At 72.5% G+C, this 12,051-nt stretch carries 13 protein-coding genes; 7 read left to right on the top strand and 6 right to left on the bottom strand.

What is annotated here, in order from left to right:
• Positions 1 to 65 precede the first annotated feature (65 nt).
• The gene (locus ACTMVF_RS19530; protein WP_441272335.1) at positions 66 to 326 is read left to right on the top strand and encodes a hypothetical protein; all 261 of its coding nucleotides are present in this window, start codon (positions 66 to 68) and stop codon (positions 324 to 326) included.
• 64 nt (positions 327 to 390) lie between these two features.
• Here ACTMVF_RS19530 and ACTMVF_RS19525 read toward each other — a convergent pair whose 3' ends face one another.
• Positions 391 to 1,485, bottom strand: a complete 1,095-nt coding sequence (locus tag ACTMVF_RS19525) for a mechanosensitive ion channel family protein (protein WP_441272334.1) — start codon at positions 1,483 to 1,485, stop codon at positions 391 to 393.
• A gap of 317 nt (positions 1,486 to 1,802) precedes the next feature.
• Here ACTMVF_RS19525 and ACTMVF_RS19520 point away from each other — a divergent pair, with 317 nt between their 5' ends.
• The gene (locus ACTMVF_RS19520) at positions 1,803 to 2,339 is read left to right on the top strand and encodes an HNH endonuclease (RefSeq protein WP_030049754.1); all 537 of its coding nucleotides are present in this window, start codon (positions 1,803 to 1,805) and stop codon (positions 2,337 to 2,339) included.
• 104 nt (positions 2,340 to 2,443) lie between these two features.
• Here ACTMVF_RS19520 and ACTMVF_RS19515 read toward each other — a convergent pair whose 3' ends face one another.
• Genes ACTMVF_RS19515 through ACTMVF_RS19505 form a run of 3 tightly spaced genes read right to left on the bottom strand, consistent with a single transcriptional unit; the run spans position 2,444 to position 5,027 of the window.
• Positions 2,444 to 3,802 (bottom strand): FtsX-like permease family protein, encoded by a 1,359-nt coding sequence (locus tag ACTMVF_RS19515; protein ID WP_441272333.1) that lies wholly within the window; start codon positions 3,800 to 3,802, stop codon positions 2,444 to 2,446.
• The gene (locus ACTMVF_RS19510; protein WP_441272332.1) at positions 3,799 to 4,497 is read right to left on the bottom strand and encodes an ABC transporter ATP-binding protein; all 699 of its coding nucleotides are present in this window, start codon (positions 4,495 to 4,497) and stop codon (positions 3,799 to 3,801) included. Before ACTMVF_RS19510 ends, ACTMVF_RS19515 begins: the two co-directional genes overlap by 4 nt.
• Positions 4,494 to 5,027: a PadR family transcriptional regulator gene (locus tag ACTMVF_RS19505; protein ID WP_441272331.1), complete on the bottom strand. Its 534-nt coding sequence runs from the start codon at positions 5,025 to 5,027 to the stop codon at positions 4,494 to 4,496. The genes ACTMVF_RS19510 and ACTMVF_RS19505 overlap by 4 nt, the downstream gene beginning before the upstream one ends.
• 186 nt (positions 5,028 to 5,213) lie before the next feature.
• Here ACTMVF_RS19505 and ACTMVF_RS19500 point away from each other — a divergent pair, with 186 nt between their 5' ends.
• The 3 genes from ACTMVF_RS19500 (at position 5,214) to ACTMVF_RS19490 (ending at position 7,970) form a co-directional block, all read left to right on the top strand.
• Positions 5,214 to 5,492, top strand: a complete 279-nt coding sequence (locus tag ACTMVF_RS19500) for a hypothetical protein (protein WP_441272330.1) — start codon at positions 5,214 to 5,216, stop codon at positions 5,490 to 5,492.
• On the top strand, positions 5,493 to 7,619 hold the full coding sequence (gene malQ / locus ACTMVF_RS19495; RefSeq protein ID WP_441272329.1) for a 4-alpha-glucanotransferase: 2,127 nt from the start codon (positions 5,493 to 5,495) through the stop codon (positions 7,617 to 7,619).
• Positions 7,620 to 7,712: 93 nt separating this feature from the next.
• On the top strand, positions 7,713 to 7,970 hold the full coding sequence (locus ACTMVF_RS19490) for a hypothetical protein (RefSeq protein ID WP_403328968.1): 258 nt from the start codon (positions 7,713 to 7,715) through the stop codon (positions 7,968 to 7,970).
• Between the two features lie 153 nt (positions 7,971 to 8,123).
• On the opposite strand, the gene ACTMVF_RS19485 is transcribed toward ACTMVF_RS19490, so the two are convergent.
• The gene (locus ACTMVF_RS19485; RefSeq protein ID WP_441272328.1) at positions 8,124 to 8,711 is read right to left on the bottom strand and encodes a TetR/AcrR family transcriptional regulator; all 588 of its coding nucleotides are present in this window, start codon (positions 8,709 to 8,711) and stop codon (positions 8,124 to 8,126) included.
• Between the two features lie 115 nt (positions 8,712 to 8,826).
• Here ACTMVF_RS19485 and ACTMVF_RS19480 point away from each other — a divergent pair, with 115 nt between their 5' ends.
• Entirely contained in the window at positions 8,827 to 10,308 is a 1,482-nt protein-coding gene (locus ACTMVF_RS19480; RefSeq protein ID WP_441272327.1) for an FAD-dependent monooxygenase, read from the top strand.
• A gap of 12 nt (positions 10,309 to 10,320) precedes the next feature.
• On the opposite strand, the gene ACTMVF_RS19475 is transcribed toward ACTMVF_RS19480, so the two are convergent.
• Positions 10,321 to 10,833: a MarR family winged helix-turn-helix transcriptional regulator gene (locus ACTMVF_RS19475; protein ID WP_441272326.1), complete on the bottom strand. Its 513-nt coding sequence runs from the start codon at positions 10,831 to 10,833 to the stop codon at positions 10,321 to 10,323.
• 106 nt (positions 10,834 to 10,939) lie between these two features.
• Here ACTMVF_RS19475 and ACTMVF_RS19470 point away from each other — a divergent pair, with 106 nt between their 5' ends.
• Positions 10,940 to 11,929: an EamA family transporter gene (locus tag ACTMVF_RS19470; RefSeq protein ID WP_441272325.1), complete on the top strand. Its 990-nt coding sequence runs from the start codon at positions 10,940 to 10,942 to the stop codon at positions 11,927 to 11,929.
• Positions 11,930 to 12,051: the final 122 nt, after the last annotated feature.

Genomic DNA, 12,051 nt, shown 5'->3' with positions numbered 1-12,051 from the left:
ACGCCCCCCTGGGCGCGATGACCGGTTCTGGCGGCGCTGTGATCGGGTGCGGCTAGGCTGCGCGGATGACGCGTGACCGTCGCCGTGCGCTGCTCGCCCTCGCCTCGCTCGCCGTGATCATCGCGGGCGTGTCCTTCGTCTTCTGGGCGACGCGGCCCGTATCGCACGGCGAGTGCTTGATCGCCTTCTCCAGGGTCACCACCATCGGCAGCAAGCCTGCGACCGGGCGTGAGTTGGAGGAACTCGCCCGGCGGGAGTACGAGAAGGCGATCGCCGAGGGGCGGTGTGAGCGGCCTTGGCCACGGTGGCGGGAGTGGGTCGACTGAGGTCCGTGCCCGCTGACCGCGCGCGCCCTTCGCCGTACGCCTGCCCCCGCTCCCGTCCCCCCGCCTACTTCGTCACGCTCGGCGGCGCCAGCGGCGTAGCCGCCTGGGCCTGCGGAGAGGACGTGTTGGAGTACGCCGACGGAGCCGCCATGCCCGCCGTCGGGTCGGTCGCGGCCGCCTCCTCCGTGGTGAGGGGGGCGCGGCCGACGATCGGGATGTCGGCGGCGTCGAAGGCGCGCTTGATGCGCCAGCGCAGCTCGCGTTCCACCGTCAGGGACTTGCCGGGCATCGTCTTCGCGGACACCCGTACGACCATCGAGTCCAGCAGCACGCTGTCCAGGCCGAGGACCTCGATCGGGCCCCAGAGGAGCTCGTTCCAGGGCTCCTCCTTGCTCATCTTCTCGGCGACCTCGCCGATGTTGCGCTTGACCTTGTCCAGGTCCTCGGAGGAGCGGACCGTGACGTCCACGCCGGCCGTCGACCAGCCCTGCGAGAGGTTGCCGATCCGCTTGACCTCGCCGTTGCGGACGTACCAGATCTCGCCGTTGTCGCCGCGCAGCTTGGTCACGCGCAGGCCGACCTCGATGACCTCGCCGGAGGCGACGCCCGCGTCGATCGAGTCGCCGACGCCGTACTGGTCCTCCAGGATCATGAAGACGCCGGAGAGGAAGTCCGTGACCAGGTTGCGGGCGCCGAAGCCGATCGCCACGCCCGCCACACCGGCGGAGGCCAGCAGCGGGGCCAGGTTGATGTCGAAGGTGGAGAGGATCATCAGGGCCGCGGTGCCCATGATCAGGAAGCTGGCCACCGACCGCAGGACCGAGCCGATCGCCTGCGAGCGCTGACGGCGGCGCTCGACGTTGACGAGCAGGCCGCCGAGGGCCGTGCCGTCCACCGCCTGCGCCGTGCGGTTCATCCGGTCTATGAGCTTGGTGATCGCCCGCCGGATCGCCATTCTCAGCACCGCCGCGATCACCAGGATCAGCAGGATCTTCAGACCTATGGCGAGCCAGGTCGACCAGTTCTCCTCGAACCAGCTCGCGGCCTGGGTAGCGCTCTCCTGGGCGTCCTGGATCGAGGGGACCGCCGGGGTGGTCGTCTCCGAGGGGGATGGTGACGGGGTCGAACCGGCGGCCAGTAGGACGGCGGGCAAGGACACGGCTGGTACCTCCAGTGCAGCGGCCCGCCCCACCGGCAGATGGTCAAGGTCACGAAAAGGTCACCGGTGGGGCAGGCCCACCACACTATCGGGGCATCGTGTGTGGATCGTCGCCATGTTCAAGGGAGGAACCGTGCCCACCGGGGGATGAACTGGAGGGATGAACCGTTCGTCATCCTGGGGATGAATCAGATGTGGTCGAAAACACTCTCAGCCCGTTACCGGGACATGGTGGCGCTTTCACCAGGCAAGAGGGGACACTGACTACAGATCGTCCCGGCGCGAGCCACGCGCCGCCGACGCCCAAGGAGGCATCCGTGCCGCATGTCCTGGTCCTCAACGCGTCGTACGAGCCACTCGGCGTCGTACCGCTCCGCCGCGCGCTCGTCCTCGTCCTCGAGAACAAGGCCGTATGCCTCGAGGAGTCCGGCGCCTTCATGCACAGCGCAACCGTCACAGTCCCCGCACCCAGCGTGGTCCGGCTCAAGCGATTCGTCCGGGTTCCCTATCGGGGGCCCGTTCCTCTGACCCGTAGGGCGCTCTTCGCGCGCGACGGGGGCCGGTGCATGTACTGCGGTGGCGTCGCAACCAGCGTCGACCACGTCATCCCGCGCAGCCGCGGGGGCAAGCACGTCTGGGACAACGTGGTGGCCTCGTGCCGCCGCTGCAACCACGTGAAGGCCGACCGACACCTTTTCGAGATCGGCTGGCGGCTGCGCCACAAACCCGCCCCGCCCACCGGTCTCGCCTGGCGCATCATCGGCACCGGGCACAGGGACCCGCGCTGGCTGCCGTACTTGCAGCCGTTCGGCGCGGAGGACGCCATGGCCCGGATCGACGGCATTTCCGCCTGACGGTCCGGGCCTTCGCATACCCGTCGTGCCGTGTGCGTGGCATCCGGCCCCGGGGGTCCCCCGTGCCCCCAGGGCCGGACGGTCGCGCGGCCGTCCGGCCGTCCTCACCCGTAGCGCAGCTCCGCCGGGCGGACCGAGCGGTGCAGCAGGGGCAGTGAGGTGGCCGCGGCCAGCAGGCAGCAGGCGTACACCGCGAAGGGGACCAGCAGGGAGACGTACGGCACGTCCGGCACTGTCCACTCAGTGGCGATCGATGCGTACCAGGCGCCGATCGCCATGCCGCCGGAGCCCGCCACCACGACCGCCGGGACCAGCGGGAGCGCGGTCTCGAGGAACAGCGCCCGGGCCAGCACCTCGCGCGGGACCCCGGCCGCGTTCTGCACGGCCAGGCCCCTGCGCCGGGTGGCCAGGGACTCGGCCGTGCCGAGCGCGAGGGCCGACAGGACGATCCCGAGGGCGACGAGGATCGCGGCCGCCGTCAGATCGAGGCCCGTCGTATAGAACTCCATGTCCATGCCGAGTCGGCCCAGGCGGCGCATGGCGTGCAGATCGGCGAGAAACACCTGCCGCACCCCCACGAAGCCGGTGGCGACGACGGTCACCAGCAGCACGGCCGCGTGGGTGCGGGCCGCCGCCCACGGGTCGTCGCGCAGCCGTTCCGCCGCGATCAGCAGGTCCGGGCGCTGGGCCCGGGCCGCGAGGGTGCGGCCCAGCAGGCCGGAGGACCAGCCGGTCAGCCACACCGCCGCGGCGCCGACCAGCAGGGCCAGGGCCAGGACGAACAGCGCGACGGGGGAGAAACGCTGGGGCCTGTCGTACATCGGGGTCAGCGAGGTCAGTGCCGCCAGCACCGCGAGCAGCCCGGTCGCCACCAGGAACACCCGCCCCGGACGCCGGCCGGCCCGCACCCGGCGCACCCAGCCGAGCGGTGACGCCACCACCCGGCGCAACGCCAGTGCGGACACCGCCGCGCCCAACGTCGGCACGGCCAGGGCTACCAGGGCCATCCCCGTCCAGGCCAGGAGGGTCGGACTGGTCCACTGGGACAGCAGTACGGGCACCGCGACCGCGGTGGCGAGCGCCGAGCCCAGCAGACAGGCGAGCCCCGCTTCCAGTGCGGCGATCCGGCGCACCTGCCAGGGCGTGGCCCCGGCCAGGCGCAGTGCGGCGAGTCGCCGGTCGCGGTGGACGGCGCCGATGCGCGCGCTCTGGCCGAGGAATCCGAGCACCGGAATGAGGAGGAGCGCCAGGGTGAAGATCACCCCGGAGCGGCCTCCGGCGGTGTTCAGCAGGCCGTGAGCGAGCGGCACGCTGTTGTAGCCGTCGAGCGAGGCCAGCGCGACGCCCGCCGCCGCGAAACCGGTCGCGAGCGCCGCCCCGAGTGCGGTGAGCCCCACCCGCCACCACTCGCGCCGGTCGGACCCCCGGGTGAGCAGCCAGGCCAGCCGAAGATCGGCTCTCATGCGGCCACCTCCAGCGGGGCCACGGTCCCGTCGCTCAACCGCAGCTCGCGGTCCGCGTACGCCGCCACCTGGGCGTCGTGGGTGATCAGCACCACCGCCGTGCCCGACTCGCGGGCCGTGTGCGCCAGGGCCGTCATCGCCTGCTCGCTCGCCAGGGAGTCCAGTGCCCCGGTCGGCTCGTCCGCGAAGACCACCTTCGGGCCGGTGACCAGGGCCCGGGCCAGGGCCACCCGCTGCGCCTGGCCGCCGCTCATCTCGCCCGGCCGCAGTTCCTCCTGTCCGCGCACCCCGAACCGCTCCAGCCACTCACCGGCCTTCGCCTGAGCCTCCTGCCGGCGGGCACCGGCGAGCAGCAGCGGCAGCGCGACGTTGTCCAGGGCCGTCAGCTCGGGGATCAGCTGCCCGAACTGGAAGACCACGCCGAACTCCGTACGCCGAAGCTCGCTCAACCGCTTCTCCGGCAGCTGGTCCAGCCGCTGCCCGTCGTACGTCACCGAGCCGGTGTCCGGGCGGACGATGCCGGCCAGGCAGTGCAGCAGCGTGGACTTCCCGCTGCCGCTGGCGCCGGTGACGGCGAGGATCTCGCCGGCCCGCAGCTCGATCGAGGCGCCGCGCAGGGCCTCGGTCCTGCCGTGTGCCTTGACGAGGTCACGGGCCGCCAGCAGCGGCACCGTGCCTTCCCCTGTGTTGCTCATGCTGCGTCGACCTCCGCGGTCAAGGTGGTGAGCCGGGCCGCCGTGGTCGTCATCCAGCGGAGGTCGGCGTCGAGGTGGTTGAGGGCGTAGTCCGCCGAGAGCACGGTCGCGAGATCGGTGCCCTGCGCGGTCTTGACCGCCGTGAGCTCTCGCATCCGCTCCATGTGGGCGGCGCGCTGGGCGCGCAGATAGGCCTCGGGGTCGCCGCCGGACAGGATCGACACGACGACCTTGGCGAAGATCTCGTTCGTCACGAACGGCGCGGGCGGCGCGATCTCCCCGGCCCACTTGGCCAGTTCACGCGCTCCGTCGTCCGTCGAGCGGTACGTGGTGCGCTCCGGGCCGCCGTCCGAATCGGTGCCGTCGACCTCGGCGAGCCCGTCGCGGACCAGCCGCTGCAGGGTCGTGTAGACCTGCCCGTAGGCCAGCGGGCGGGCTTGCGGGAAGCGTTCGTCGTGGCGTCGCTTGAGGTCGTAGCCATGGCTCGGCCCCGTGGCGAGCAGCCCCAACAGGATGTGGCGGGTGCTCATGTCGATCATTATGCACTGAGTACATGTACTGAGTGAATAGTAAGCGGGCAGAAAACTCTGCGGCGGAACAGGACGTGCGGAACAGAATGTGACGAGAGGCACGATGTTTGTCTCCGGACGTCTGTCCCCGCGCCTGCTGGGTAGGGCTGCGATAACCCACACGCCGAACCAGACGAGGAGGCCCCCGTGCCCACAGCATCGGCCCTGTCCAAACCCGAGGCGCCCAGCGAGCGCGAGACGTACGAAGGCGTCTTCACCGAACCCGAGATGCACGCCTGCGTCTTCAGCGCCGAGGGCGCCTGCTTCGCGACCCCCCTCACCAGCGAACCGCCCCTCCCCGACGTCGAGCCCCTCACGAGCGAACCGCCCCTCGCCGACGCCGCGCCGCTGACCAGTGAGGCGGCCGTCTGGGATGCGGGTATGGACAGCCGTATGGACATGGACATGGATTTCCCGAGGCCGTAGATGACAGCAGAGCGGTCGGCCGAAGCCCCTGCCGAGACTCCTGGGAGTCCCGAGGACCTGCCCTCCGACGACCTGACCCGGCTCGCCGAGCTGCACGGCGTCGCCACCTCCTACCAGCCGTCCGCCGACCGTACGGTCACGGCCTCCGCCACCGCGCTCACCCTCGCCCTGGCCGCCCTCGACATCGACACGGGCACCCCCGGAGCCGTCGGTGCCGCGCTCGCCGCGCGGGAGCGGGAGCTGCGTGAGCGGCTGCTGCCGCCGACGGTGGTGTGCTGGAGCGGGGCCGAGCCCGAGGCGCTGGCATCCCTGCCGTCCGGCACCCGGCTGCACATCGAGACCGAACAGGGCGAGACCCGCGCCGCCGCCGACCGACTCCCACCCGGCGTCCACCGCTTGACGGCGACCGCCCCCGACGGCCGTACGGCGACCAGTCATCTGGTCGTCGCCCCGCCCCGCCTGCCCGCGTCCACCGAACGCTCGTACGGCCTCCTCGTCCAGCTCTACTCCCTCCTCTCCCGCCGCTCCTGGGGCATGGGCGACCTCGGCGACCTCGCCGAACTCGCCGCCTGGGCCGGCCGGGCGCTCGGCGCCGGATTCGTGCAGGTCAACCCGCTGCACGCGGCCGTACCGGGGGCGCCCACCGACCCGTCCCCCTACCGCCCCTCCTCCCGCCGCTTCCCCGACCCGGTGCATCTGCGGGTCGAGGACGTGCCCGAGTTCGCATACATCGAGGACCGCGAGCGGATGCGGGCGCTGCGGGAGCGGGCCGGGCGGCTGCGGGAAGCGGTGCTGGAGAACGGGGCGTTGATCGACCGGGACGCGGTGTGGGAGGCGAAGCGCCAGGCGCTGGAGCTGGTGCGCGAGGTGCCGCTCGGGCCGGGGAGGCGGGCCGCGTACGCCGACTTCCTCGCGCGGGAGGGGCAGGCGCTGGAGGACCACGCCACGTGGTGCGCGCTGGCCGAGGTGCACGGCTCGGACTGGCAGCGCTGGCCGGAGGGGCTACGAGATCCTCGGTCGCCCGAAACCGCCCGCGCGCGGGGCGAGTTGATGGACCGGGTCGACCTCCACTGCCGACTCGCGTGGCTCACCGACGGCCAGCTGACCGCCGCCCAGCGGGTCGCGCGGGAGTCGGGGATGCGGGTCGGGATCGTGCACGACCTGGCCGTCGGGGTGCACCCCGGGGGCGCGGACGCCTGGGCCCAGCAGGAGTACTTCGCCGCCGGGATGTCGGTGGGCGCACCACCGGACGCCTTCAACGCGCGCGGCCAGGACTGGGGGCTGCCGCCCTGGCGACCGGACCGGCTGGCCGAGTCGGGATACGAGCCGTACCGCCGACTGCTGCGGGCGTTGTTCCGCTACGCGGGCGCGCTGCGCATCGACCACGTCATGGGGCTGTTCCGGCTGTGGTGGGTGCCGCAGGGGCACACGCCGACGGAGGGGACGTACGTCCGCTACGACGCCGAGGCCATGCTCGCGATCCTGGTGCTGGAGGCCTCCCGGGCCGGGGCGGTGGTGATCGGCGAGGATCTCGGCACGGTGGAGCCCGGCGTGCGCGAGACGCTGCGCGCGCGGGGCGTGCTCGGTACCTCGGTGCTCTGGTTCGAGCGGGACTGGGACGGCGACGCCCGCCCCCTGCCACCGGACTCCTGGCGCGCCGACTGCCTCGCCACCGCAACCACCCACGACCTGCCGCCCACCGCGGCCCGCCTCACCGGCGAACACGTCCAACTCCGCGACAGCCTCGGCCTGTTGACCGGCCCACTGGAGCAGGAGCAGGCGGCGGCGTCGGCGGACACGGGCGAGTGGCTGGGACTGCTCTCCCGGCTCGGGCTGCTGCGCGGCACACACGGCGGGCACGGCACCTCGCAGGAAGAGGCCGAGATCCAGGCCGTCCACCGCTTCCTGCTGCGCACCCCGGCCCGCATGGTCGGCATCTGGCTCCCGGACGGCGTGGGCGACCGCCGCCCGCAGAACCTGCCGGGGACCTGGGACCAGTACCCGAACTGGCGACTGCCGATCGCGGACGCGGAGGGACGGGCGGTGACGCTGGAGGAACTGACGGCGTCGGCCCGGGTGCGGGCGCTGGTGGAGGTGGTGCGGGGCGAGGCGGCCCGGCGGGGATGACGCCGGGCAGGCCGCGCGTCATGCCGGGCGGTCCGCGCCTCCTACGGCACCCCGGGCGCGCGGCCCCTCCCGGCGTTCGGTACTTTTGGCCCCGTGGACAAGAAGAACGCCCTGCGCGCCGGCGCCCTGGCTGCCGGTACGACGCTGATGATGCTGCTCATGTCGTCCCCTGCGCTCGCGCTCGCGCGTGACGACGGCGACGACCCCGGTCCGGGCCTGAGCGTCATGGAGACGCTGGGCCAGTTCGTCTTGGCCCCGATCGTGCTGTTCGCGGTCATCGCGGGCCTCGTGATGGTCCTGGACCGCTCCACGGACCGCCAGCCGAAGGCGAAGGTCAAGGCGAAGGCCTGACCAGGACGGCTCCGTCCGGTCACAGCTTCCCCGAGGGCGCCGGCCTCGTCGTACGTACGCGCATCCGCCGTACGTACGACGAGGCCGGCGCCCTCGGTGCGTTCACCGGTGGGCGGCCCTCACGGGCAGGGGACCTTCACGAACACGTGGCGCTCACGCCGGATACGGCGCCGTCAGATACCGCTGCACCGTCGGCGCCAGCCATGCCACGACCTCCTCGGGGGCCAGGTCCACGGCGGGCGGAAACCGCAGTACGTAGCGCGTGAGCGCCAGCCCGAGCAACTGCGCCGACACCAGCGCCGCCCGCGCCGGGGCCTGCTCGGGGTCGGGGCACACCCGGCGGGCGACCGGCAGCAGCTGGTCCCCGAAGATGCTCCGCATGCGCTCGGCCCCGGCCTGGTTGGTCGCGCCGACCCTGAGCAGGGCCGTGAGCACCTCGTTCTTCTCCCACATGGCCAGGAAGTGCGTCACCAGCGCCCGGCCGACGTCGTCCCGGGGCAACGACGCCGGGTCCGGCAGCCGCAGATCGATGGCGACGGCCGCCGCGAACAGGCCCTCCTTGTTGCCGTAGTACCGCATCACCATCGACGGATCGATGCTCGCGTCCTTGGCGATGGCGCGGATGGTGGCGCGGTCGTAACCGTCGGCCGCGAAGCGCTCGCGGGCCGCGTCGAGGATCGCCGTGCGGGTGGCTTCGGAGCGACGGGGTGGGGTCGGGGTGGGGGGCCTGCTCTGCATCATGCCAACAAGTGTAGGCCTACAAGTGTTGACGCCTTGGCCAGCGCCGCCCTATTGTTGCCAACAAGCGTTGACCAACATTTGTTGGCCAACGAGTGTTGGCAACCAGGAGGCCACCATGACCACCACGAACGGCACCGGCACCGGCACTGGCACCAACCCCACCCACCCCGTGCTCGTCGTCGGCTCCGGCCCCACCGGTCTCCTCCTGGCCGGTGACCTCGCCGCCGCCGGCGTCCCCGTCACCCTCGTCGAGAAGCGCCCTCACAAGATCAGCAACCTCTCCCGCGCCTTCGGCGTGCACGCCCGCACCCTGGAGCAGCTCGACGCCCGCGGCCTCGCCGACGACCTGCTGGCCACCGGCAGCACCATCACCGAGCTGCGTCTCTTCCGCCGGCTCTCCCTCGATCTCGGCACGTTGCCGTCCCGCTTCCCGTTCCTGCTCATCACCCCGCAGTACGAGGTCGAGCGGCTGCTGGAGCGGCGGGCGCGTGAGCTCGGTGTCGAGTTCCTCTTCGAGAGCGAGGTCGTGGGGCTGCGGCAGGACGACAGCGGGGTCGACCTCGATGTGCGCGGCCCGGACGGGGCGGTCGTCACGCGCCGCGCCGCCTATGTCGTCGGCGCGGACGGCCACCGTAGTGCCGTACGACAGGCCGTCGGCCTGTCCTTCCCCGGTGTCTCCGTCATCAAGTCCCTCTTCCTGGCGGACGTACGGCTCGCCGAGCGGCCCGAGAGCGTGCTCACCGTCAACGGGGCCGGTGACGCCTTCGCGATGATCGCCTCCTTCGGCGACGGCTGGTACCGCGTCATGGGCTGGAACCGCCACCATGAGGTCCCCGACGACGCCCCGCTCGACCTCGACGAGGTCAAGGAGGTCACCCGCCGCGCCCTGGGCACCGACTACGGCATGCACGACGCGCGCTGGCTCTCCCGCTTCCACAGCGACGAACGGCAGGCGCCGCGGTACCGGGTCGGCCGGGTCTTCCTCGCCGGCGATGCCGCGCACGTCCACTCGCCGGCGGGCGGCCAGGGCATGAACACCGGCCTCCAGGACGCGGCCAACCTCGGCTGGAAGCTCGCCGCGGTCGTCAAGGGTCGGTCACCCGAGGCGCTGCTGGACACCTACCAGGCCGAACGCCACCCGGTCGGCAAGGCCGTGCTGCGCAGCAGCGGCGGGCTGGTCCGGCTGGCGAGGGCGCAGAACCCGGCGTCGCGCGCCGTACGCGCCCTCGTCTCCGCCTTCGTCAACGCGGCCCGGCCCGCCCAGGCGAAGGCGCTCGCCCAGATCTCGGGCATCGGCTACAGGTACCCCGCCCCGCGCGGCTCCCACCGCCTGGTCGGCACCCGTGTCCCGGACGTGGCTCTGGAGAGCGGCCGCCTCTACGAGGCCCTGCGCGGCGGACGGTTCGTGCTGATCGTCCCGAAGGCGGCGGAAGTGTCCGAGGGCCAGGCCTCCCGCAAGCACCGGCCGGCCGTGGAGCGCTGGGCGAGCGACCGCCGTACGGCCGTGCTGGTGCGGCCCGACGGATACGTGGCGTGGGCGTCGGACGCCACGGACGCGCGGGCGATCGAGGCGGCGGTCGCCGCGCACGTGGGGTGAGCGCAGCCCCGCCTACCGGGGATCGGGCGTCCCGGCGAGCAACTCCCGCAACAGGTCGGCCAGTTGGCCGGCCTGTTCGTCGTCGAGGGCGGACAGGGCCTCCGTCTGGACGGCCAGGCCGGCGCCGACCGCCTGATCGACGATGCTCAACCCCTTCTCGGTGAGCGTGACTTGCAGACCGCGGCGGTCGTGCGGGTCGGGGGAGCGGCGTAGCAGGTCGGCCCGTTCCAGCTTGTCGAGCCGGCCGGTCATGCCTCCGGTGGTGAGCATCAGCGTCGCCGAGAGCTGACGGGGCGAGAGGGTGTAGGGCTCTCCGGAGCGGCGCAGGGTCGCCAGGACGTCGAACTCGCCGCGCGAGATGCCGTAGGGCGCGTACGCCTTCTCCATGCGGTCGCCCATCGTGCGCGAGAGGCGGTAGATCCGCCCGAAGACCTCCATCGCCTTGGTGTCGAGCTCGGGCCGCACCGTCGCCCACTGGTCGATGATCGCGTCGACGGGGTCTTTGCGCTGGGGGCGTTCGCTCATGGGGTGAGTATCCGCGGTGGGACGCTCGCCCGCAAGAAAGTGGCTTGACGGAAAGTAGCTTACGGCTAAGCTACTTTCCGCTGACCTACTCGGAAGGATGCGTCCCATGGCCGCCAACCGTGCCGCCCTGATACTCCTCACCGCCCTCGCGCCCATCTCCTGGGGCACGACCTACGCGGTCACCACCGAGTTCCTGCCGGCCGACCGCCCCCTGTTCACCGGCCTGATGCGCGCCCTGCCCGCCGGTCTGCTGCTGCTCGCCCTCGCCCGTGTGCTGCCGCGCGGTGCCTGGTGGGGGAAGGCGGCGGTGCTGGGCGCCCTGAACATCGGCGCCTTCTTCCCTCTCCTCTTCCTCTCCGCGTACCGGCTGCCCGGGGGTATGGCGGCCGTTGTCGGCTCGGTCGGCCCGCTGTTCGTCGTGGGTCTTTCGGCGCTGTTCCTCGGGCAACGGCCCACGGTGCGCAACGTGCTCACCGGGGTCGTGGCGGCGTTCGGTGTCAGCCTGGTGGTGCTGAAGGCGGCCGGTGTGCTCGATCTCGTCGGGCTGCTGGCGGCGTTGGCCTCCACGGCGGCCATGTCCACCGGCACCGTACTGACCAAGCGGTGGGGGCGCCCCGAGGGTGTCGGTCCGCTCGCCCTCACCGGTTGGCAGCTCACCGCCGGCGGCCTGCTCATCGCCCCGCTCGCCCTCCTGGTCGAGGGCGCCCCGCCCGCGCTCGACGGCCGGGCGGTCGGCGGCTACGTCTATCTGGCGCTGGCGAACACGGCGGTCGCGTACTGGCTCTGGTTCCGCGGCATCGGCCGCCTGAGCGCCACGCAGGTCACCTTCCTCGGCCCGCTGTCCCCCCTGACCGCCGCCGTGGTCGGCTGGGCTGCGCTGGGACAGGCGTTGAGCCCGCTCCAACTGGCGGGCATGGCGCTGGCGTTCGGGGCGACGGTCGTGGGGCAGATCGGGGTGGGCCGGGTCGGGGTGGACGGCGGTGCCCGCGCTGGTCGTGCCGGCCGTGCGGGCGTCGCGGGAGACGTACCCGGGGGTGGTCGTACCGGTGCGGGAGGCCGAGGCCGGGGAGGCCTACGAGCTGCCGGCCGTCGGTGAGGTGGACCTCGCCCTGTCCCTCGCGGCGCAGGCACCGACGGTGGGGGGACGTGCGCCTCACGCGGGTACCGCTGCCGGCGGATCCGTTGGATGTCGCGCTGCCTCGGGGACATCGGCTGGCG

The organism is Streptomyces sp. SD31 (genome assembly GCF_052068475.1).
Taxonomy (GTDB): domain Bacteria; phylum Actinomycetota; class Actinomycetes; order Streptomycetales; family Streptomycetaceae; genus Streptomyces.
This window is presented reverse-complemented; position numbering and strand designations above follow the sequence as displayed.